Below are 22,604 nucleotides of genomic sequence, written 5' to 3'. Positions count from 1 at the left end.
TCTGGTGGCTGCGGGCTTTTTCATTCGTTTATTTTACCAGATGCCGCCACTGAAGTTTTTTTGACCTGAATCCTTACAAAATTTCTTCCATTTGTTCCTGAGCCAAGGTTGCCCATTCTTCCTCAAACTCAATATCTTCTTGGCTGCGGTTTTGATAAAACTTCCGCAACTTATCTTCTATTTGCTTAGCGTACCAGAGACGGAGAGCCTGTTCGAGCGCCTCCGTCCAATTATCAGTAAGCTGGTCTATTTTATCAGCGAATTCAGCATCAAGGGCGACTAACACTTCTCGCTTTTGAGTAGAATTTGACATAATCATTCTCCTTAATAATTTAAAAACTATGGTGCGCTGGGGCGCACCTTACAAATTACTTTTACATATTCCTTCTTCCTTCTTCCTTCTTCCTTCTTCCTTCTTCCTTCTTCCTTCAAAACATCGGCATCAACTGAAGTGGCCCAATTCCCAAGTCTTTAGCAGACACCCAGCGCACCTCAAGCAAAGCGATCATATCCTTAAACTGAGGCTGACCGCGAGAAGCACCCATCAAGCCTTTAGCAATAATCAAACCGCACCAACCGTTGGTTAATTTACAGCGACGGTCCCACTTCTTGCGAGCTTCCTGATGCACCGGATCGTCTTCATTAAACTCCCCAAACAAATACAGCTCCCCATTTTTAGTTTGCAAAATACCCAAGTCGTATTGCTCATCCTGAAAAGGATTTTCGCCCGGATTAAAACCAATCCCCTTCACGCCTCCAGCTTCTTTCAAATCCTGAATCATAGTTTTTGCCTTCGGATGAGAAGTTTGAATCATCACCACCGGCAAACCATCTCCAGCGGTATTAATATCAATTTCTGCACCTTGGTGAAACTGGACACTTTGGCGCAGGAACTCTACCGTTTCCCAAGGTACGGCGCCGAGACTCAAAAATGAATTTTGCGGCACCAAATCGTCCCGCAGCAGTGGCTTGTCAAATTCATCATCATCGTCATCATCGTCATCATCGTCATCATCGTCATCACCCAGCATCTGTAATAATTCGTGTGATACGTCGGGCATCGTCGAAACTTTAACGGATACCTGTTGAATTTCTCCGTCAGACTGCGGAACTGGAATGCGGTAGCGGCTGCTAAGACTGGGAAACGTCTCTGCTCCCAATTTCCGGCGGCCGTTGCGGAAAAAGCGATGAAATGCTTCGAGAGCAACTAACATCGTGAGGGCTTCTTCTTCGTAAAGAATCGATCGCAATCCTTCTAAAGGATGTAGGTTGCCGAAATTTGGTTCAATTTCCGATGGAGGCAAATCGGCTAAATCAATTTCTTCTTCGTCGTCCTCATCAATATCGGTAGAACTTTCAAAGGTGAGAAATAAACAGTCTTGCCCTAAAAAAGCCTGTTCTAAATCTTCAAAAGATTCATCATTATTGACGACTCGTTCTCGAAACCGCTTCAAGGATTCTAGAGAACGGTAAAGTAAAACTCCGTAATCCATTCTGCCTTGCCCCAATACGGACACGTAGAGGCTGGCGACATCCCACTGATTGATTTCAATAGATATAATTTGGTGTTCGCTCAAAGTCCGCCACGGAGAATCTTGCCAAATTTGAGCAGCTTTTTCCATTAAAACTTCAGCATACTGAGGGGGTAACTCAGGAGGTCTGTTGATTGCGACCTCTTCCATGCCGCGAAATATTTCGTCAATTAAGGGCAATTCCGGCACGTAGTCAATGGAAATGCTTAAATCTTGAAGTACGCCCCGCAGATAAAATTGAATTTCTCGGTTTTTGACTACTATTTTTTGGGGCCGACCTGCGGGAGCCGGACTTTGGGGATGTTCCATTGCCCGTAGCAGGGCCCGGACGATCGCCTCTGGGCCGGCATCTGGGCCTACCATGTCCATAGCCCTCACGACTCCTTCGGAGCCATCCACCCAGAGAATGCACTCGCCACCAGCTTCTAGAACGTCATCGTCATCTAGCATCATGTGCGAGTCAGCATTAGATAAGGGTCGGCGATCGCCCTCCCACACGCTGGGAATTTGAGGTAAGTTTTGTAGCCGACGAAGAGTAGAGCGATTCAGCGCTGCCATAGAGTAAGCCCGTTGGGTGAAGCATTGTTGCGGTGCCGGTAGCCGGTCAACCGCTGCTTCTCAATCATAAACCCTATAGGGGGAGAGGACATCGAGCTTGGGAACGAGGCCCCACGGGAATTAAAAATTAGAAGGCAAAAATTCTGCCTTCAGCATCTAACCGAAGGCCTTCTGGCGAATGCCTGTACAATGGAGGCATAAGATTAAACTCTTACCATTAGACAATCTCAGGAGTTCGGCAAATTATGACTCAAGCCATTTCTGAAAAGCGTGGAATTCAAATGACGGACTCTGCTGTCCGTCAAGTTTTAGCTCTGAGAGAGAAACAAGGTAAAGACCTCTGCTTGCGGGTAGGGGTGCGCCAGGGTGGCTGCTCTGGTATGTCCTACGTGATGGATTTCGCCGATCCCAGCACTGTAAAATCCGACGATGAAGTGTTCGACTACGACGGTTTTCAGGTAGTTTGCGATCGCAAAAGCATTCTTTATCTCTACGGTTTGGTTCTCGACTTCAGCGATGCTATGATCGGGGGCGGCTTTCAGTTTACTAACCCCAACGCAACTCAAACTTGCGGTTGTGGCAGTTCTTTTTCTACATAAATTGGAAAATAGGGCATTGGGGATTGGTAATTGCTAATTGCTGAGAATGCCTCGGACTGCATTGCTGCGTCCCGCACCCAATGCTCTTTCCAATCTAAAATCTAAAATCCAAAATCTAAAATCGAATGACCCCTGAAGAATTGTTTAAAGACGGTTTCGATCGCTACCAAGCTGGCGAAGCCCCGGCTAATCTGATCCCCGTGTTTAAAGAAGTGTGCGAAAAAGCTCCCAAAAATGGCAATGCCTGGGCTAGCCTCGCGTGGCTCTACCTGTTGGAAAATAAACCTGCACCGGCTCAAAAGGCAGCGAAAACAGCCGTTAAATTGAACCCTCACGACCCCCAAGCTCGCATCAACCTAGCAGTAGCAATCCTCGATCTCAAAGAGAAAGGAGTGCGGCCTCATGTAGAAGTGGCTCAGCAATTACTGATGGCTTCCGAAGAGTTGCTCGACGAAGTTAAAAAAAATTTTGAAGAAGGATTAAGCAGAAAACCCGACTGGAAGAGTCTCGCCCGCGTTAAACAGTGGCTTTTGGAGCCGTAAGGGCGCAAACAAGTCGATTTGGGGGCGGGGAGCAATGAAACTGGCTTGGGAGTTTATTACGAGATCGTAATAAATCAATAAATAACTTTATGGAAAACTCAGGAAGTCAGTGCTAGTATTTGAAAACTTAGACGATTCACAAACCCGCTCAGCGGTTTTCAGATTTTACTACGATAAAACTAGGAGTTGTAAAAACATGAGTAATGACAGCCACGTTAACATCAAACCAGCAACCCGCAACCACAAAGGTTTCTTTATTCAGCCCGCTTCTTACAAATTGATGAGCATCGATAAATCCGGCTGGGCGTTGATTTGTATGGACAAAGCAGTTTGTCACTATGTAGATCCGGATGATTTGCAATTGCCGAATAAATCAGGAATGTCTGAAGGTTAATTCTGAAGTTGTGAGAGACTTTAAGATGCTTTATTTGAGTAGCTGCCCTCCATTGAGGGCAGCATCTTTTTTTGGTCAGGAAAAATTCCGGCAACAAAGCCGTGTACGGGATTTAAGGGATAGAAGAAATTAAGGAAGAATTGCCGATTACAAATTAGCGATTACAAATTCCCTAATTGTTAGATTTGAAGGCAAAAAGCATTTCCAACTCAGCAGTTGTCGGTTGCGTAGAAGCTGTGGCTACGCTAACTCCTCGGAGAGAATTGAGCAATTCAGCGGCGGGCGGCGAAACTAAATTTGGCTGTACAGCGAGCAAATATTGGTTAGCCCAAGACATGGTTTTTTCCATATCTATGTAAAAGTAACCTTGGTTAGCCCGCGGTAAAGAAGTAGCGATCGCCTGAAAACTCGGGCTGCTGCTTAGCGGCTGGGGCGGCGTCGAAGTAATCACATCAACTAAAGGCCCGCCGAAAGCCACAAACACAGAATTTTCATTCAGCCAACCGTGCCCGAATAAAGTGCCTTGCTGGGGTATTTTCCATTCCGTAACTTCCTTTCCTTGAACTTGTCTGGGGGCGACACTGACTGTAGCATTGCTTTTGGCGATCGCATCGAGTTTTTTCAGGGTTGCTTCGGCGGCAGGGCGATCGCTGGTTTCAAAAATCATCGCCGCCCCCATCCCCAACTGAGACAAAATCCCTTGATTGGAACCGATCGCCCCGATCGCAAATTCCCCGTTCATCCAACCAAAAACCTCACGATCCGCATCCAAATCCAACCGCTTAAAACCATCCCTCACCTGCTGAACTCCCCTGTCAACTTCCGGGCTATCTTGTGCCTCAGCGGTTGCTTGCGACCAAATTTTATCGATTCCCTTGCCACCAACTAAAGCAATAGTTTCACCCGGAAATCTGGGTAACAATTTCGATGCGACTTGTGGATTTTGCTGCACGAATTTAGGGTCTAACTGAGCAATAGTTTTTACCCTCAATCCCGCACTATCCGCCCCAATCCCTGCAACCAAAGACTTGACTTGTTTGAACTGGGAAAACACTGTCCAAGGCAACTGGATATCTGCGGGCAAATTAGCTTTCAATTGCTCAATTGCAGCAGCATAGTCAGCAATATAAACAGTTGCGATCGGATTCTTGACACCAGCACTCTCTGCAAAAAACTTAGTTGTGCTCTGCTGCGTAGCGAGGGAGGGTTCTCCTTTAAAAGTATCGATCGCCAATTCCACAGGCTTTCTCAAAGGAGCCATCACTAATTGGTCGTTCAGCAAAGCCACACTGTAGCGCTTGCCGGTTGGCTCTGCAATCTCAGAAATTTTAACTCCTTTATACTCGGTTTCTTGAGTAGTTGCACCGGGCTGAGATTTTAATTTATTCGCAAAATTCCAAGCGCTAATTTTATTTTTGACGCTGACTACAACCAGCAGCTTAGGAGGCTCTGTTTTCGCCACACCATCAGGAGGCAACAAAGCGACCATCACCCCCCCCAGCCAAGGCTTTAAGTCCCTGTCAAAGTCGATTTGAGTGCCTGCCAAGCTTTGTTCTTGAAAGGTCTTCAAACCCATGCCGACCAACTTTTGAGCCCCTGGCGTGCCAAATCGCTGCAACTGATCCAACGCTTGGGGATTGGGGGAGATGAAGGCGGCCATCATTGCTTCGTCGGGTACAACTTTGGCGCTGTCTTGAGGGTTGGATACTTTTTGGCTCAAACCCTGGAAGTAAAAGTAGACCACAGCGCTACCTGCTGCGGCGATGGAGGCAGCAATTAGAAGCTTTGATTTTTTTGCAGGCATGGTTTGTTTTCCTCGCGTCCCATATCAGTTTAATCAAAATACAGAAAGCTTGTGGGGAGGCGATCGAGGCTGCTGTTTATTTTTGTATAATTCAAAACAAGTTTGGACGATCGTCTAAACTGCTAGAACTGTGCATTATTGGTAAAAGATGAAAGTAGCGATCGCGGGAGCAACGGGATTTGTAGGTAGCCGGCTGGTGGAGAAGCTGCAAGTTGCGGGACATCAAGTTGTGGTTTTAAGCAGGGATGCGGCGAAGGCTGGCCGAGTCTTTCCGGCTTCAGCTTATCCAAATTTAGAAGTTGTCGCCTACACTCCTGCGGAGTCTGGTGATTGGCAAAAGTCAATCGCGGGCTGCGACGCTGTTGTCAATTTAGCAGGGGTTCCGATTGCGGAGGAAAGGTGGACGGAGGCGCGCCAGCAAGCAATTCTGGACAGTCGCAGACTGACGACGGCAAAATTGGTCGAGGCTATCGTCAATGCTAATCCTAGACCATCTGTGTTTGTTAGCGCATCGGCGATCGGCTATTACGGAACCAGCGAAACCGCTGAGTTTGACGAAACGAGCCTCGCGGGAAACGATTTTTTAGCAGCAGTTTGCAAAGACTGGGAAGCAGCCGCCCAACCTGCAAAAAATGCGGGAACGCGGTTAGCAATTTTGCGGCTGGGGATAGTTTTGGGAATGGGAGGCGCGTTGGCAAAAATGCTGCCACCTTTTAAACTATTTGCAGGCGGGCCGCTGGGCACTGGGAAACAGTGGTTTTCTTGGGTTCATCGCGAGGATGTGGTTGATTTAATTTTGTACGCTTTGCAAAATTCGCAAGTTGAAGGCGTTTTGAATGCGACAGCACCGAATCCGGTGCGGATGAATGAATTGTGTCAAACTTTAGGGGAAGTTTTGCAGCGGCCTTCTTGGTTGCCGGTGCCAAGTTTTGCATTAGAAATGCTGTTGGGAGACGGGGCAAAACTTGTTTTGGAAGGGCAGAAAGTGTTGCCGAAACAAACTTTAGCTAGTGGTTTTCAATATCAATATCCCACGCTGAAATTAGCACTAGAAGAGATTTTATCGGGAAGTTAGGAACCAGCCGAATCCTCGTTGTCCAAGAAACCGGGTTTCTGCGATAATTCTGGCATCCTCACGCCGAATTTTGTTAAGAAACCCGGTTTCTGACTCCAGCGCGATCGCTGTTATCATAAAATCACTTGAGATCAGAAGGGAATGACCATGCAAACCCAAGAAAAACCAGCAATCGAAAAGCAACCATCAACCGAAAAACGCTACTACACGCCAGAGGAATATCTCGCATTAGAAGAAAGTGCGATCGACAAAAGTGAATACCATGATGGGGAAATCGTACCAATGACAGGCGGAACAACCAACCACAACAAACTCGCACTGAATTTTTGTCGCAAATTCCCCTTGACTGTGAATGGTCAAGACTACGAGACATTTATCAATGATGTGCGCCTGTGGATACCGCAAACTCGCCGCTACGTCTATCCCGATATCATCGTCATTCAAGGAGAACCAGTCTATCAAGGAAGTAACAAAACAATTGTCACCAATCCTCTGCTAATCGTCGAGATTTTATCCAATTCAACCAAAGACTACGATCGCGGTGGTAAATTTCTCGCCTATCGATCAATCCCGGAATTTCGAGAATACATTTTAATTGACCAATACAGCTATCACATTGAACAATTTGCTAAAAATTCTAATGGCAAATGGGTCTTAACAGAATATGATTCAGACGAATCGGTATTAACCCTAGAATCCGTAGAATTTCAAATGCCGATGAGAGAGATTTATGAACGAATTAATTTTGAAGTTGAAGACGAAGAAGTAAACCAGCCAATAAGTGACATTCAAGAATAAGATGGAGTCCGCGCCAATTTGTTCAAACACCGGGTTTGTGTGGGACTTTTTCTCGATCGTGAGCTTTGAGCAAACTCGCCGGATCGGGCCCAGCGGGGATAATGCAGCCGGGATTCAACGGGAACAAATTGCCGTAATAATCGCGTTTTACAGCCTCTAAATCGCAAGTGCCCGCAACTCCCGGTAACTGGTACAAATCGCGCAGATAAGCTCCCAAATGCTCGTAATCTTGAATGCGGCGCACATTGCATTTGAATAAGCTGTAGTAAACGGCATCAAAACGGAATAGAGTAGTAAAAAGCCGCACGTCTGCTAAACTCACCCGATCGCCACAAAGATAACGACTCCTCAACAGCGAGCGATCGATCTCGTCTAAAACAGCAAACAATTCACTGCAAGCCGAGTCATAAGCAGCTTGAGATTGCGCGAAACCGCAGCGATAAACGCCGTTATTCACCGATTGGTAAATCTTCTCATTCCACTGGTCAATTTGGGATCGCAAATCCAGAGGATAAAGATCCATTTGAGGATTGCTAGCAAACTCGTTAAACTCCGAGTTTAGCATCACAATAATTTCCGAACTCTCGTTATTGACGATCGCCTTTTTCGACTCATCCCACAGCACCGGCACCGTACACCGCCCCTGATAGCCCGGTAAAGCCAACTGGTAAAGTTCCGGCATCGTGTTGCAGCCAAAAGTCTCCGACTCCATCACCCACATTCCCCCTTCCGAGGGATAGACAATAGACACGGATATCGCATCTTCAAGCCCTTTGAGCGCCCTCGTCACCAGAGTGCGGTGCGCCCAAGGGCATCCCGTACCCACAAAGAGGCGATACCGTCCCGCAGCGGGCCCGTGAGGGTTGTCTGGTGCAGTGCTGACAAAGTTGCGGAAACTGCTGCTGGGGCGAATGTATGCTCCCGTGCGATCGGGCGGCGCTAGTTTTGACATCATTAATTGCCACATTGATGTCCAGACAAATTTGCCTAGCTTGACTGTTACCGATGAAGGAAGCGATTTGTTTTTCACAATGCGATTAAAAGAGGTTTGCTAAACATAATCAGCTTATTTTAACTCACATTACGAGGTTTATTCCCTCGTTCCCAGGAAGAGCCTGGGAACGCATATCCAGAGGCTCGGCCTCGATGTTGGTTTTGAGTTATAATAATCTACTAAGTCCTTGGAGCTTAACTTAAATTTATGGATTTCACAGGCACTTTAAATCAGATCGTCGCCCTCAGCGTTCAAGATCGGATTCGTCTTGTACAAGCAATCTTAGACAGTATAGCAGCAGAACAGGTTCACCCAGACCTGACAGACTTTCAAAAGCAGGAACTCGATCGCCGAATTGATGATTCTGAAGCAAATCCTGATAATGTGCTGACTTGGGAAGAAGTTAAAGCTTCAGTCAAAGCACGAAAATAAACTATGAATTATGCGTTAGTATTCCGCCCAGAAGTTCGTGAAGAAGTTGATGAAGCATACACTTGGTATGAAAGTCAGCAACTAGGGCTTGGTGACGAGTTTTTAGACTGTATTGAGGAAATGCTCGATCGAATTTGCCAGATGCCCGAGTCCTATCCAGTTGTCTATCGCGATGTTCGGCGATCGGTGGTGCGTCGCTTTCCCTATGCTGTGTATTATCGCATTGTATCAAGCCGAGTGATAGTGACCGCCATTTTTCATGGTCGCAGAGACTCAACAGCATGGCAAACGCGAACCTAACAAGTTCCCTCGTTACCATGCTCTACCTCGCTCTGTTCCCTCACCTGGGAACGACTTTTCTAGTATCTGCCAGAAACTATTTCAGCATAAGCTCGATCGATCAATCGGCGAGCAACCGTCTGAATTCCCGTATGTTCGTAATAATTGGTAGTCATGTCTAAAAACGCCGCCACATAATCCAATTTGTCATCAGTAACATCAATGTATTGCTTGAGATGGCCCAAAACTATGGCGGGAGTTAAGCAGCGAGACTGTACTAAATTGTTCATCCAACCTTGCGCTGAGGCGAAAGTTGATGTCACAAATCCGAACTTTTGTGAATTATTTGCGCCGGGAATTAGGTTGCTGATATTTTGGAATGTTGAGTTTTGCTGCAAGGTTGAAGCATTCAATCCGCCTAGGGTATTTTGCGCTACTCGAAGGAAGTCCGGGCCAAGGGGAATTAAACCGTCAGCGCATACTAATGCAGCCATCCGCATTAGAGATTCGCCTTTGTAGTCTGATAAATAATTAGCAAAGCTTCCCACGTTGTTAAGGGAAATGTTGTTAAGCTTGCAGAAGACTATGAGCTCGATCGCCACTTTGACGCACAAGTCGATCGTTTGAGTTGTGTCAGCTTTGGGAGTGAGGCGGTTGAGAAAGGAAAGAAAGCCGATGTTTTCGCCGATTTTACTGGCCATAGCCGTTGCACCTAACGCACTGTCGGCGCTGTCTGCTAACTGGTAAAGCCTGACTACGCCTTGATAGGGCTCGTTGGGGTTGGCGTAAAGCTCGATCGCGCGATCGCGAATTTTCCGAACAAATGTGCGATCGGTTTCCCCTGTCACCGCTTGAATAGTATTATCAAAACCCGTGAGATTATTCCACTCGCCCGGAACCACAAAATCCAGGGATTTCAGCATCATCACAGTAATCCCAGAAGACGGCAAATTGTCAACCAATTCAACAATTGATTTGCTCACGACAAACTCCTAAATAGCCATACTTGATAGTGTTCTTCCAAATACTCCATATTCGGCAAATCCGATTCCAGATTCCGGGTAAATTCCCCCGAACTAAGTAGGTAAGCACAAATAAACACAAATAAATATTACACAACGAGATCCACTTTTGCCCTACTCTTATCTTTCCTCTCTTCTCGCTCCTCTGCGTTCTCTGCGCCCTCTGCGGTTCATTAAAAAAAGTCTTTTTCACCAAACATTTGCATTTCACTCGCCAGCACCAAGTTAACTTTCATTATATTGACAAACTCAAAATCGCCCAAACGTGTTAAAATTGAGGGCGGAAAATAGAAAAACCTAAAAGATGACTGTTGCAGTTAACAAAACTCCCGGATTAGCCTCGCGTTTAGTAAATGGCGTACTTTCCATCAAGCCTTTGGCTAATCTAGCCAAGCACCAAGCGCGGGAAATGATGATAACAAGAGCAGAAAAAATCGGAGTGCATTGGCGACAAGAAGCCCAAGCACTTTTAGCTCGAAATTGGGATGCAGAATTGCTCAGCGTCCAAAATCCCGATCTTGTTTACCCGAAATATTATCTAACTTCATTTCACGCTTACGAACAAGGTAATATGAGTTGGGAAGCTGCTACAGAAGTTGAAGTTGCAGCCCGTACTGTTCACGCCGGAATTTGGCCGGAAGCGGGTGCAGAAGGGGATGCAAAACTCCGCGCCAGCTATCACGAAGCCATCAAATCTCAAATTGCTTCTTCACCGCAGGATATTGTTGATTTGGGATGCAGTGTCGGAATGAGTACCTTTGCTCTTGGGGATGTTTACCCGGAAGCGAAGATGACTGGGGTGGAGTTGTCTCCTTATTTTTTATCAGTTGCTAAATACCGTTCCCAACAGCGAGAATCTGAATTTATCAATCAAAAATCTCCGACGTGGGTTCACGCTGCTGCTGAATCTACTGGTTTGCCGGCGGCTGCTTTTGATTTAGTTTCTATTTGTTTAGTTTGTCACGAATTGCCTCAGAAAGCGACTAGAGAAATATTCCGGGAAGCGAGGCGTTTGCTACGTGTTGGTGGACATTTGACAATTATGGATATGAATCCTCAGTCGGAAATTTATGCCAAAATGCCTCCTTATATTTTGACTTTGCTCAAGAGTACGGAGCCTTATTTGGATCAGTATTTTGGGTTGGATATCGAGCAAGCTTTAGTTGATTCCGGTTTTGCACAGCCGACAATCACTTGCAATACAGTCCGACACCGGACTATTGTTGCTAAGGCAATATAGCGGTTTTCAGTAGAGTGAAGTACAGATATCGGTTAGGACACGGCACTGCCGTGTCTAAAGCTGTATTTATTTAATTCGATTGAAAACTGCTATAAATGGTAAAATTGCATAGATATTATTCAATCCTTGGGGCGGTGCGTGAGTGTAAATAGTCTAATCTGTGGATTTGAAAATTTCTGCGATCGCGCCCCCTACCGATAAATAATTCCCATCCTACCGGATTTGATATTAGACAGGCGTAGAAGCTATTCACAGCGCCATTTGTTAGACATTTTGATAGAACCCTAAAACAAGGACATCTTCATGAACCCGACAGCCCCCTCTCAAAACGTCATGGATTGTTTGCAGGTTATCTTAGATGCCACTGCATCGAAAAATTACGAGCTTTTTACCACAGTGGGCGATGCAGGCTACAAAGCGAGCATTACACAAAAAATGTTTGACGATGTTAGCTCGCAGCTCGCTTCCCGCCTGGAAAAGGGATATTCAATTACTTATTTTGGTGAGATAAAACAAGGTAATTTTCCGATTTATTTGTGGAAGCTGAGTTTTGAAGATGGTGGAGATGAATTTGTGGCACACATGACTATGAATGGAGACAAAGTTGCTGGGATTTTCATCGAATAACATATCTTGCTTGATACGGTGTTTTACTGCAATGAATCTAACGCCGATCGCCCACAACCCTTAATCGAAACCGATCGGGCGGCACAAACGTGATTCCCCGGCGCGCCGGACGAATTGGCCGATCGAGATTCGATACAAACTCACGGGAAGACAGCACCGTGGCTAAAACGAGCTTCATTTCAAACATCGATAACGCCATCCCGATGCAGCTTCGACTCCCGCCTCCAAACGGTAAAAATTCAGAGGCGGAAAACTTGCGCTCTAAAAAGCGATCGGGATTGAATTGAGCGGGATTTTCGTAGGTTTCAGGGCGACGGTGCGCCAAATAGACACAGGGGATTAAAATCGTTCCCGGTTGATATGTATAGCCTTCGAGTTCGATCGTCCGTTTCACCTTGCGCGGCTGCGAAATTAAGGCAATTGGATAAACCCGCAGCGCTTCCTTGCAGACTGCTGTTAAGTAGGGCGACTGCGAAAGCGCGATCGGATCGGGATTCTCGCCCAATTCATCCAATTCCTTCCGCAACCGAGCAAGGCATTCGGGAAACTGATGCAGCCAGTAAAACGCCCAAGTCAACGCCGATCCAGTCGTTTCATGTCCCAATAACAACAGCGTCATCAACTGATCGCGCAATTCTTGATCGCCGATGGATTCGCCGGTGTCGTCGCGGGCCATCATCAACACCGACAGAATATCCGTGCGAGACGAATCAAGAGAATGCGATCGCCTCTCGGCAATTTCCGCATAAATCAGCGAGTCAATCTGCGCCATCTGCTGCAAAAACTGCCCCCACGGACTCCAAGATCCCAAATTTTGCTGCAACGGTTCAAAGAAAAATTGTATCGAGTACAGCTCAGAGGTAATCGCCTCTAAAAGCTTGCTGAGCAATTGTTTCAGCCGTTCGTAGCGCTCTCCCGGCACTAATCCAAACACGACTTGCAAGATTACTTGCAGCGAAATTTCTGACATTTCTTCGCGGACTGCGATCGCATCTGCGGCTTTCCAGTTGATCGTCTGCTTTTTCGTCAAATCAACAATCAAATGCCCTTGACTGTGCAACTGTTCCCGATGCAGCGCGGGCATTAATAGCTGTCGCTGTCGCAGATGTCGCGGCCCTTCATTCATAATTAGGGATTCATTTCCCACCAGCGGGCGAAATACGTTGGTCACTTTGCCAAACTCAAAGGCATCGGCTAACGTCGTAAACACCGCCTGAATCGCTTCTGGACTGCCCAGAAACACCACGGGGGGCGAAGAAGGCCCCAACACGCGGGCGGTAAATGTATCGCCGTATTTAGCAGAGTAGCGATCGAAAAATGCGATCGGGTCAGCTACCAGCGAAAGCGTTTGGAACAAAGCAGGAGAACGAGATCCGGTAGGCAGCGTCATTGAAAAACTGGCGATACACAATATTTCTAGTGTATATCGATCGACCTTGCACCCTGAAATTTATCTGCGATCGATCGCGAACTGTAGTTTAGACTAAAAAATGAGCGCAGCTAAAAGTAGCCGCCTTTGAAGAGGAGGCAAGCTGTTACTCAAAAATTCCAAAGGTAGAAGATTAAACAGCTAATCTTGAAGACTTTTTGCATCGAGAAACCCGTTTTTTTACAGTGGGATAGCAGGGTGCCTTAGTACGTACCTTTCCTTTGTCACAGCCGGGGGATTTTTCCCTATGTTTAGGGATTTGGTAGTAATAAATCTCTAGTTAAATTTAATTAGAGTAGATGATGCAGGAGTTTTACTTTTTTTAAACAAGCTGAAATCGTGGCAACGCCCCTTCGCCAGATTGCCAAAATCTCAATTATGCTAACCTAGGCAAGCAGCAATCCCTTGTCACGAAGGCGATTAGCATAATTTCACACAATTTATTTTATTGAGGAGCGGTGTATCCCGTATGGCAAACCTGATCGGCACAGACAGCAACGACTTTATTCTAGGAACTCCGCTGGGCGATCGAATTCGCGGCTTAGATGGCGATGACACGCCCCTGGGTGCGGGAGGAGATGACACCCTAGAGGGGGACGGCGGCAACGACCAGCTTCTTGGAGGTGACGGAGCAGATTCGCTGATTGGCGGTGAAGGAAATGACGAACTTATTGGCAACCAAGGCCGCGATTTCGCTTCTGGCGGGAATGGGGACGATTCGATTCGTGGCGGTTTGGGCAACGACATCCTCGAAGGCAACGACGGGATAGACAGCGTGGTGGGAGACGCCGGGGACGACTTAGTTAGTGGCAACGCGGGCAATGATATCATTGCCGGCGGTACTGGCAACGACACCCTCACAGGCAATGACGGCGACGATTCCGTGTTCGGGAATGCTGATGATGACTTTCTCTACGGGAATGCGGGGAACGATTCTCTCAACGGCGGTAGTGGCAGGGATCAAATGTTGGGCAGTGACGGCAACGATTATTTGGCTGCCGGCGAGGGCGACGACACTTTGTACGGCAATGCCGACAACGATTCGCTCTTCGGAGATGCTGGTAATGACCAGATATTCGGCGGCAAGGCTGACGATACAGTTTTTGGCGGCAGCGGTTCCGATACCCTTCGCGGCGATGAAGGCGACGACTCGGTACTGGGAGATGAAGGTAATGACTTTCTGTTTGGTGGCAAAGGTAATGATGGTATCGACGGCGGTTTTGGCGATGACTCCTTGGCCGGAGGTATCGGCGACGATACAATTTTGGGCGGTTTCGGCAATGACAATTTATTTGGGGCAGAGGGTAATGATTCTCTGATCGGAGGTGAGGGTTCGGATACTCTGACTGGCGGCAGCGGCAGCGATGTTTTTGGATTGGGAGCCGGGCCTGGCAGTTTGGTTTTAATTAATGATTACAATGACGCAGAGGATTTCTTTGGACTGCCGAACAATTTATCTTTCGCTCAACTGCAAGTTCGGCAAGGTAACGGTGCAAATGTCAGGGATACAGTAATTACGACGCTCGACGGCAAGCTTTTGGCAATTTTGACCGACACTCCGGCGGGGCTGATCGAGGCGAATGATTTTATCGCTGTGACTGGGACTGGGGCCCCCAGACCAACTACAACTACAGTTACAACTACAGTTACAACCACAACTACAGATCTAGCTGCGACTCCAACTCCAACTCCGACTCCAACTCCGACTCCGACTCCAACTCCAACTCCGACTCCAACTCCGACGCCGACTCCAACTCCGACTCCAACTCCGACTCCAACTCCGACTCCAACTCCGACTCCGACACCGACTCCGACGCCGACGCCGACTCCCACAGCAGCACCAACTCCGACGCCGACGCCGACTCCCACAGCAGCACCGACTCCGACTCCAACTCCGACTCCGACTCCCACAGCAGCACCGACGCCGACGCCGACTCCGACTCCCACAGCAGCACCGACTCCGACGCCGACGCCGACGCCGACTCCGACTCCCACAGCAGCACCGACTCCGACGCCGACTGCTTCGAGGATTCCGACTCCGCCGACAGTTAGCGTGCCCGATTCGCCTCTGCTGAGCATTAAGTCGATCGCCCCCACGCAGGCTCCCGGACTATTGCCAATGCCCAGCCCGACGCCGATATTCCCGACGGTGCCGAACCCGATACCCTTATCTCCTACACATTTCGGGTTCTAGGTGCGATCGCGCAGCTCAGTTATGAGTGATGAGTTAATGTAAAACTCACTAAACTCATCACTCATAACTATTTAACGTCTTGGGGAGTTTCGGCCGAGTCTTGTGGCGACTCGGCTGGAGAATCTTCTAGGGGAGATAATTGTTGGGTGTACCCCAAGAGCGATCGAAGTTTCATGCGGTGGATGTAAGGCCAGCCGCCATTGGCTTCAATATTCCTGAGCAGTTTGTAAAGTGCTTGGCGGTTGTCGGGAAAAGACGCTTGAAACAAACCGTCCCGAATTTCCCGGTGCGAAGCTTCCAGCGTCCGCAGCAGGGCCAAAAGCAGCAGACTGTCTCCCTGACAACTTTCGGCTAAAGTCCGAATCGCCTCTGTCAGCGAGTGCATTTGAGACTGCAACTTTTCTGACTCTAAATCTTTGCCGTTGTCCATACCGCTGCTTCCTTTGAAATCTACAAGGCCTTTGTCCCCAGCCTTTTGGTCAACCGACTAATCGAGCTAGTCGCGATCGCCATTCGGGGTCATAAGCAAAGTAACTTAAGTAGGTTGACTTAAGCAATATTAATTTGCAATCCAAGTCAGGAAAAGAGCACCACCCGTCGTACCATGTGTATTGGGCTGCGATCCGAACATGATTGAGAAATCATAAGTTCATGCTTATTTTCACGACGCACTAGCTTGATTTTTTGAGTCAATGCCGGTGTCGGTGAAGCGAGCGATCTGGATCTAAATGCTGCCCTAAGCGCTGGCCTAGCCTGCCGGCGGGCAATTATATTTTGCTCGAAGTAGGGCTTTTTCTTAATATAATCCGATGTTGGATATTGAGGTTGGCAATGAAATATCGTGCTTTAATTGTTGCACTTTTAGCATTTTGCATGAGTGCGCTGGTTGCTTGTTCTTCTGCTCCTGACACGACGGTGGCGACTACTGAGTTGCTCACCTACGACGAGATTAGAGGTACTGGCTTGGCTAATAACTGCCCTAGCTTGGCAGAAACTTCTCGGGGATCGATCCCCATCGAAGCGGGCGGCACCTATAAACTGAGTGGTTTGTGTTTGCAGCCCACAACTTATTTTGTGAAGGAAGAACCAGCCAACAAACGCCAAGAGGCGGAATTTGTGCCTGGTAAATTGCTGACCCGGTTCACGTCGAGCATTGACCAAGTTCAAGGTACGCTCAAGGTGGGTACTGACGGAACTCTGACTTTCACAGAAGAAGACGGCTTGGATTTTCAAGCTATTACGATTCAATTACCGGGCGGAGAGCAAGTACCTTTCTTGTTTACCATTAAAGAATTAGTTGCCAGTTCCGATCCCGGAGTGGTTGCTATCAATACTTCCACCGATTTGAGAGGGGAGTTTAACGTTCCTTCTTACCGCAGCGCAGGCTTTTTAGACCCTAAAGGTCGTGGCGTATCGACTGGCTATGACAATGCTGTAGCGCTTCCGGCTACTGACAATTCCAAACGTGTGCGGGCTAATGTTAAGGTAGCTGACACGCGCACTAAAGCGGGCAAAATTTCTCTCCAAGTTGCTAAAGTCAACAGCGCCACTGGCGAAGTTGGCGGGATTTTTGAGAGCACGCAGCCTTCTGATACTGATTTGGGAGCTAGACCGGCTCTGGACGTGAAAATTCGGGGTTTATTTTACGCTCGCATTGAGCCTTCTGTGTCGTAAAATTGGCTTTCAGGATCGATCGAACTTAAGCAGTTTTTTGCCCTAAAGGTACTGCTCGCTCTTCATTAGCCAACAGTCTTGAGCAACATAACTTAGGACTGTTGACTAATGACTAAATTTATGAGATAATTGTGATGATTAACAAGTTATTAAGTTGGGATTTTTAATTAATTAAAGTATTGTATTCCAACCGCTTTCAGATTATAATATAGCGTTAAAAAAAATCGGTTAAATTGGGGCTTGTGCCGCAGGCATTCTAACTGTTAAAGTTCTGCCTTCTGCCGAAAACCTTCGGATAATCCCCCTAGCTCGCAGGAGCTCCCCAAAGTTCAACGGGTGTGTCCACTATCACACCTATTAAGTGCTACGATTACACTACAATCAAGGTGATTTTTTTAGACTAGATGGGAAACTAGATCTAAAGCAACCTCCGTCCTCTGCCCTACCAACCCTTATGCCATCATGTCTACCACACTACCGAACGAGCTAAAAAGCGAAAATTTCCAATTGTTGCGCGAGTACCAACTTTCTGGATCGAATGAAATCCGCAATCAGTTAGTTAAACTGAATATTGGACTGGTCAGAAAAGAAGTTTACCACTGGATCAACCAGTGCGGTGAAAGCTACGACGATTTGCTGCAAGTCGGATGTATTGGGTTGATCAGGGCGATCGAGCGGTTTGATATCGCCAAGGGACACGCTTTTAGTTCCTTTGCAATTCCCTACATACGGGGCGAAATTCAACACTACTTGCGGGACAAAAGCCCTTCTGTGCGATTTCCCCGCCACTGGCAGTCCCTGGAACGCAAATCAGTAGCAGCGATCAAGGATTTGCAGGTGCAGTTAAACCGCAAACCTACGGATGCTGAAGTAGCAGCAGTCCTTGAGGTTTCTGTACAAGAATGGCAAGAAATTAAGTTGGCCCATCTCAACCGATCGCCTCTGAGTTTGGACGCGCCGATGCAAGATGAAGATGAGGGGGCTACTTGTCTGGGAGAATTGGTGCCCGATAGCAAGTATCGGAGTTTTCAGTTGGCGCAAGAGGATCAAATTCGCGTACAGCAAGCTTTGGCTATGTTGGAACAACGGACTCGCGAGATATTGGAGTTTGTTTTTCTCTACGATTTGACGCAGAAGGAAACGGCTGAACGCTTGGGTATCAGTGCGGTGACTGTTTCTCGGCGAGTTAAGAAGGGGCTGGATTTGCTCAAAGAGATTATGACTAAACAGCTTTAGTTATTAGTCAGTAGTCAACAGTAAGCAGTCAGCAGTCAACAGTCAACTAACCACTGACTACCAACTAATTTTTAGATGCTGCGGACAAATTTATCGAGCCTTTCTACGGCTTTTTTAATTGTGCGTAAATCGGTAGCATAAGACAAGCGGATGTGGTCGTCTGCACCAAACGCAATTCCCGGAATAACTGCTACTTGCTGCTGTTCTAAGAAAGCGTCGCAAAATTCCAGAGAATTCATTCCAGTCTTGCTGATGTTGACAAACATATAGAAAGCACCGTCTGGTTTAATACAGCTAATTCCAGGGATAGCATCGAGTAATTCAAATATTACCTGACGCCTTTCGGCAAAAGCTAGACGCATTGTTTCGACAGACTCTTGGCTGCTTTCCAAAGCTGCGATCGCGCCGTACTGTGCAAAAGTACACACGTTTGAGGTACTGTGACCTTGAATGGTGCTGGTGGCCTTAATTAATTCAATTGGCCCGGCCAAATAACCGATTCGCCAGCCTGTCATCGAGTAAGCTTTAGCAAAACCGCTGCTGATCAGGGTGCGATCGAATATTTCTTTGCCTAGGGAACCGATGCTGACGTGTTGAGCGCCGTCATATATAATTTTTTCGTAAATCTCATCAGCAACGACTAAAATATCTCGATCGACTATCACCTCGGCCAAGGCTTTGATTTCCGCCCGAGTATATACCATTCCCGTCGGGTTAGAAGGTGAATTCAGTACAAATAACTTGGTTTGGGGAGTAATCGCTCGGCTGAGTTGTTCCGGTGTAATTTTATATCCTGTAGAAGCATCAGTCCGTACAATTACTGGCTTGCCGCTGGCGAGTTTCACCATTTCTGGGTAGCTTAGCCAGTAGGGAGCCGGAATAATTACTTCCTCTCCAGGCTCGATCAGAGCCATCATCAGATTGTAGAGGGAATGCTTGCCGCCGTTGGTGACAATGATATTTTCCGGTTGATAGTTGAGATTATTGTCATCGCGGAGTTTGCGGGCGATCGCAGCTTTTAACAACGGTTCCCCAGCCACAGGGCCGTACTTAGTCTTCCCCTCGTCTAAAGCTTGTTTTGCCGCTGCTTTAACGTGTTCGGGCGTATCAAAGTCGGGTTCTCCCGTACTCAAACTACAGACATCAATCCCTTCGGCCTTCATGGCTTTAGCCTTAGCTGCGATCGCCAAGGTTATAGAAGGAGAAACCTCACCCACTCGTGCTGCCAATTTAATCATTGGATTTTAGATATTAGATTTTTGACTTTAGATCATAGGGTGACAAATCTTGATATTCAACCCTGTTGTTAGGGAATTATGACATTTGTTTACATAGTACGTAAAGGATTAAGCAATTAAAGAATAAAAATTAAAGAAGCTCTTAGTTTTAATTTTTATTTTTTAATTTTTAAATTTTGACGTTATTATTGTAGCATTTTTGATGCCTCGTTACCCTCAACGCCGACCTGCAAGCTTATGGATCTCAAATCTCTGATTCGCGACATTCCTGATTTCCCAAAGCCGGGAATTCTGTTTCGAGACATTACAACTTTGCTGCGCGACCCGCAAGGGCTCAGCTACACCATTGACAGCTTAGCCGAAAAATGCTCTGCAATGTCTGTTGACTATGTGGTGGGCATGGAATCGCGGGGCTTCATCTTTGGCGCGCCTTTGGCTTATAAAATGGGAATAGGCTTTATTCCTGTCCGCAAGCCGGGGAAACTGCCCGGTGCGGTTCATTTTGCTGAGTACGAGTTGGAGTACGGTGTCGATCGGCTGGAGATGCACCGAGATGCCATGACAGCGGGCAGCCGGGTGCTGATTGTGGACGATTTAATCGCCACTGGCGGAACAGCGGCGGCGACGGCTAAATTGTTGGATCAAGCTGGCTGCGAGCTTGTCGGTTTTGCTTTTATCATTGAATTACAGGCTTTGGGCGGCAGGCAGAAATTGCCCGATGTGCCGATCGTCACGCTAGTTGAATATTAGTTAGTTAACTGCTGACTGTTGACTGTTGACTGTTGACTGTTGAGTAAAAACTACTGACAAATAATATCCTTGGCCTTTGCATCGGAATTATTCATCTCTCTCTTCTGGAGACTCTGCGATCTCTGCGTTAAGAGCGGTTAAATCATTCCGATGCAACCGGAATTAATATCATTCACAATTCTTCAATTCTTCCATTGTTCAATTCAAAAATCTAAAATCTAAAATCTAAAATCCTATGACTTCTGTTAAATTGAATCGAAATTGGCGAGGGTTGAGTTCTCTGTTTGGTGGCGAGACATTTACTTATGTTGTCAAGCGACTGTTGCAGGCACTTTTAACCCTATTTTTGGCATCGATGCTTTGTTTTGCAATTATTGAGCTAGCACCGGGAAATTACTTGGATACTTTGAGCCAAAATCCGAAGATTTCGCCGGAGACACTCAAGCAACTCGAACAGCAGTTCGGCTTAGATAAACCAGCTATTGTGCAGTATTGGCTGTGGCTGCAACAAATTGTGACGCGGGGGAATTTTGGCACGAGTTTTGTGTATCAGCGATCCGTAGCTTCGCTGCTGTGGGAACGGGTACCGGCGACGTTATTAATGGCGATCGCATCTTTGATTGTAACTTGGGCGATCGCGCTTCCCTTGGGAATTGTCGCCGCCGTCAATCAAAACCGCACAGTCGATCGAGTTTTGCAAGTAGTCAGCTACACGGGACAGGGATTTCCCAGCTTTATCACAGCTTTGCTGCTGCTATTTTTTGCTCAAAATACTTCGCCTCTTTTCCCCGTCGGAGGAATGACAAGTATCGACCACGCAGACTTACCTTGGTGGGGTCAAATCCTCGATTACGGCTGGCACTTAATTTTGCCAACTGTCGCCCTCAGCCTTACTGGTTTTGCTGGTTTGCAAAGATTGATGCGCGGACAATTGTTGGACGTGCTGCGTCAAGATTATATCCGAACGGCAAGGGCTAAAGGTTTGCCGGACGATCGAGTAATTTACATTCATGCTTTGCGGAATGCTGTTAATCCGTTGATTACGCTATTGGGTTTTGAGTTTGCGAGTTTGTTGAGCGGTGCGTTTATTGCGGAATTTTTCTTTAATTGGCCTGGTTTGGGAAAGCTGACTTTGGAGGCGGTGAACAATCAAGATTTGTATTTAGTAATGGCAAGTTTGATGATGGGTGCGACGATGTTGATTGTGGGGAATTTGTTGGCGGATTTGCTGCTGAAAGCTGTCGATCCTCGGATTAAGCTGGAAAATTTGAAATAGTAGACTTAACTCAGTAATATGAGGTACGCAAGGGCAATTTGTAATAGTCAACAGTCAATACTATTCCGATTATCCATTCCCATGCCCCATGCCCCATTACCCATCTCGGAGTGTTTTATGTTAGAAAAACCACCAAACGAGCCAATGAGTTTTAGCAGCTTTGCGGACTGGTGCAGGCATATTGACAGTCTTTCAGAAGAGGCAAGGCACACAGTTAAAGTGTTGTTAAAAAAGGCTGGCACTGATGACGCACAAGCAGCGGAGCAGATACTTTCAAGCATGACAGAACTGAATCTCAGCGACAATAGAATTACCGATATCAGCTCCCTGGGCTCGCTCACCAATCTGACAACACTCGATCTCAGGCGCAATCAAATTACCGACATCAGCTTTCTCGGCTCGCTCACCAATCTGACAACACTGCATCTCGGCGACAATCAAATTACCGACTTCAGATTCCTCGGCTCGCTAACCAATCTGACAACACTCGATATCAGCTACAATAAAATTACCGACATCAGCTCCCTGGGCTCGCTCACCAATCTGACAACACTCGATCTCAGGCGCAATCGAATTACCGACTTCAGATTCCTCGGCTCGCTAACCAATCTCACAACACTCGATCTCAGGCGCAATCAAATTACCGACTTCAGATTCCTCGGCTCGCTAACCAATCTGACAACACTCGATCTCAGCCACAATCGAATTACCGACATCAGCTTTCTCGACTCGCTCACTAATCTGACAGAACTGCATCTCAACAGCAATCAAATTACCGACATCAGCTTTCTCGACTCGCTCACCAATCTGACAGAACTGTCTCTCTGCGACAATCAAATTACCGACATCAGCTTTCTCGGCTCGCTCACCAATCTGACGACAGAACTGTCTCTCAACGGCAATCAAATTAC

23 protein-coding genes are annotated in these 22,604 nt (G+C 47.0%); 15 read left to right on the top strand and 8 right to left on the bottom strand.

Translation table 11 applies throughout. From position 1 onward, the window contains the following. Positions 1-73 precede the first annotated feature (73 nt). Both QT994_RS24790 and QT994_RS24785 read right to left on the bottom strand, forming a co-directional pair. Entirely contained in the window at positions 74-313 is a 240-nt protein-coding gene (locus QT994_RS24790; protein WP_333179311.1) for a hypothetical protein, read from the bottom strand. A 115-nt stretch (positions 314-428) separates the two neighbouring features. Next, a complete protein-coding gene (locus QT994_RS24785) occupies positions 429-2,090 on the bottom strand; it encodes a DUF6930 domain-containing protein (RefSeq protein WP_333179308.1) in 1,662 nt (553 codons plus the stop codon). A gap of 245 nt (positions 2,091-2,335) precedes the next feature. Between QT994_RS24785 and QT994_RS24780 the strand changes: the two genes are divergently transcribed. The 3 genes from QT994_RS24780 (at position 2,336) to QT994_RS24770 (ending at position 3,625) form a co-directional block, all read left to right on the top strand. After that, a complete protein-coding gene (locus QT994_RS24780; protein ID WP_006632680.1) occupies positions 2,336-2,689 on the top strand; it encodes a HesB/IscA family protein in 354 nt (117 codons plus the stop codon). 125 nt (positions 2,690-2,814) lie between these two features. After that, positions 2,815-3,231, top strand: a complete 417-nt coding sequence (locus tag QT994_RS24775; protein ID WP_190743632.1) for a tetratricopeptide repeat protein — start codon at positions 2,815-2,817, stop codon at positions 3,229-3,231. A 196-nt stretch (positions 3,232-3,427) separates the two neighbouring features. Beyond that, positions 3,428-3,625: a hypothetical protein gene (locus tag QT994_RS24770; RefSeq protein ID WP_172187588.1), complete on the top strand. Its 198-nt coding sequence runs from the start codon at positions 3,428-3,430 to the stop codon at positions 3,623-3,625. A gap of 172 nt (positions 3,626-3,797) precedes the next feature. On the opposite strand, the gene QT994_RS24765 is transcribed toward QT994_RS24770, so the two are convergent. Next, positions 3,798-5,429 carry a DUF3352 domain-containing protein gene (locus QT994_RS24765; RefSeq protein ID WP_333179307.1) on the bottom strand — a complete coding sequence of 544 codons (1,632 nt, stop codon included), beginning with the start codon at positions 5,427-5,429 and terminating at the stop codon, positions 3,798-3,800. A gap of 148 nt (positions 5,430-5,577) precedes the next feature. On the opposite strand from QT994_RS24765, the gene thyD reads away from it, so the two are divergent. Both thyD and QT994_RS24755 read left to right on the top strand, forming a co-directional pair. Then, complete coding sequence (gene thyD, locus QT994_RS24760) at positions 5,578-6,504, top strand: thylakoid membrane protein ThyD (protein ID WP_333179305.1); 927 nt, start codon at positions 5,578-5,580, stop codon at positions 6,502-6,504. A gap of 147 nt (positions 6,505-6,651) precedes the next feature. Next, complete coding sequence (locus tag QT994_RS24755; protein WP_333179303.1) at positions 6,652-7,302, top strand: Uma2 family endonuclease; 651 nt, start codon at positions 6,652-6,654, stop codon at positions 7,300-7,302. A 22-nt stretch (positions 7,303-7,324) separates the two neighbouring features. Here the strand turns inward: QT994_RS24755 and QT994_RS24750 are convergent, their stop codons facing one another. Beyond that, complete coding sequence (locus QT994_RS24750) at positions 7,325-8,269, bottom strand: glutathione S-transferase C-terminal domain-containing protein (protein WP_333179314.1); 945 nt, start codon at positions 8,267-8,269, stop codon at positions 7,325-7,327. 234 nt (positions 8,270-8,503) lie between these two features. Between QT994_RS24750 and QT994_RS24745 the strand changes: the two genes are divergently transcribed. Further along, the gene (locus QT994_RS24745; RefSeq protein ID WP_333143700.1) at positions 8,504-8,728 is read left to right on the top strand and encodes an addiction module protein; all 225 of its coding nucleotides are present in this window, start codon (positions 8,504-8,506) and stop codon (positions 8,726-8,728) included. 3 nt (positions 8,729-8,731) lie between these two features. Next, a complete protein-coding gene (locus tag QT994_RS24740; protein WP_333179299.1) occupies positions 8,732-9,028 on the top strand; it encodes a type II toxin-antitoxin system RelE/ParE family toxin in 297 nt (98 codons plus the stop codon). A 59-nt stretch (positions 9,029-9,087) separates the two neighbouring features. Here the strand turns inward: QT994_RS24740 and QT994_RS24735 are convergent, their stop codons facing one another. Beyond that, on the bottom strand, positions 9,088-9,990 hold the full coding sequence (locus tag QT994_RS24735; protein ID WP_333179297.1) for a hypothetical protein: 903 nt from the start codon (positions 9,988-9,990) through the stop codon (positions 9,088-9,090). 343 nt (positions 9,991-10,333) lie between these two features. Between QT994_RS24735 and QT994_RS24730 the strand changes: the two genes are divergently transcribed. Together QT994_RS24730 and QT994_RS24725 are read left to right on the top strand one after the other, a co-directional pair. After that, on the top strand, positions 10,334-11,269 hold the full coding sequence (locus tag QT994_RS24730; RefSeq protein ID WP_333179295.1) for a class I SAM-dependent methyltransferase: 936 nt from the start codon (positions 10,334-10,336) through the stop codon (positions 11,267-11,269). 303 nt (positions 11,270-11,572) lie between these two features. Further along, positions 11,573-11,896: a hypothetical protein gene (locus tag QT994_RS24725; RefSeq protein ID WP_333179293.1), complete on the top strand. Its 324-nt coding sequence runs from the start codon at positions 11,573-11,575 to the stop codon at positions 11,894-11,896. 37 nt (positions 11,897-11,933) lie between these two features. On the opposite strand, the gene QT994_RS24720 is transcribed toward QT994_RS24725, so the two are convergent. Beyond that, entirely contained in the window at positions 11,934-13,286 is a 1,353-nt protein-coding gene (locus QT994_RS24720; protein ID WP_333179290.1) for a cytochrome P450, read from the bottom strand. A gap of 508 nt (positions 13,287-13,794) precedes the next feature. Between QT994_RS24720 and QT994_RS24715 the strand changes: the two genes are divergently transcribed. Continuing rightward, positions 13,795-15,519, top strand: coding sequence for a calcium-binding protein (locus tag QT994_RS24715; protein WP_333179287.1), 1,725 nt, complete (start codon positions 13,795-13,797; stop codon positions 15,517-15,519). A gap of 67 nt (positions 15,520-15,586) precedes the next feature. On the opposite strand, the gene QT994_RS24710 is transcribed toward QT994_RS24715, so the two are convergent. Next, the gene (locus QT994_RS24710; RefSeq protein ID WP_333049800.1) at positions 15,587-15,949 is read right to left on the bottom strand and encodes a hypothetical protein; all 363 of its coding nucleotides are present in this window, start codon (positions 15,947-15,949) and stop codon (positions 15,587-15,589) included. A 401-nt stretch (positions 15,950-16,350) separates the two neighbouring features. Between QT994_RS24710 and QT994_RS24705 the strand changes: the two genes are divergently transcribed. Both QT994_RS24705 and QT994_RS24700 read left to right on the top strand, forming a co-directional pair. Beyond that, positions 16,351-17,193 (top strand): photosystem II manganese-stabilizing polypeptide, encoded by an 843-nt coding sequence (locus QT994_RS24705; protein WP_333179285.1) that lies wholly within the window; start codon positions 16,351-16,353, stop codon positions 17,191-17,193. Between the two features lie 462 nt (positions 17,194-17,655). Beyond that, the gene (locus QT994_RS24700; RefSeq protein WP_333049797.1) at positions 17,656-18,429 is read left to right on the top strand and encodes an RNA polymerase sigma factor SigF; all 774 of its coding nucleotides are present in this window, start codon (positions 17,656-17,658) and stop codon (positions 18,427-18,429) included. A gap of 71 nt (positions 18,430-18,500) precedes the next feature. Here QT994_RS24700 and QT994_RS24695 read toward each other — a convergent pair whose 3' ends face one another. After that, complete coding sequence (locus QT994_RS24695) at positions 18,501-19,667, bottom strand: pyridoxal phosphate-dependent aminotransferase (protein WP_333179283.1); 1,167 nt, start codon at positions 19,665-19,667, stop codon at positions 18,501-18,503. Positions 19,668-19,904: 237 nt separating this feature from the next. On the opposite strand from QT994_RS24695, the gene QT994_RS24690 reads away from it, so the two are divergent. From QT994_RS24690 to QT994_RS24680, 3 genes are all read left to right on the top strand, one after another. Beyond that, positions 19,905-20,417: an adenine phosphoribosyltransferase gene (locus tag QT994_RS24690; protein ID WP_333049793.1), complete on the top strand. Its 513-nt coding sequence runs from the start codon at positions 19,905-19,907 to the stop codon at positions 20,415-20,417. Positions 20,418-20,652: 235 nt separating this feature from the next. Continuing rightward, positions 20,653-21,693 carry an ABC transporter permease gene (locus QT994_RS24685; RefSeq protein WP_333179280.1) on the top strand — a complete coding sequence of 347 codons (1,041 nt, stop codon included), beginning with the start codon at positions 20,653-20,655 and terminating at the stop codon, positions 21,691-21,693. Between the two features lie 117 nt (positions 21,694-21,810). Beyond that, on the top strand, positions 21,811-22,604 hold a 794-nt coding region (locus QT994_RS24680; protein ID WP_333179277.1), incomplete at its 3' end, for a leucine-rich repeat domain-containing protein.

This window comes from Microcoleus sp. S13_B4, assembly GCF_036700885.1.
In the GTDB taxonomy this organism is placed as follows: Bacteria; Cyanobacteriota; Cyanobacteriia; order Cyanobacteriales; family Microcoleaceae; genus Microcoleus.
The sequence above is the reverse complement of the archived record's forward strand: the minus strand, read 5'-3'. Positions and strand labels throughout refer to the sequence as shown.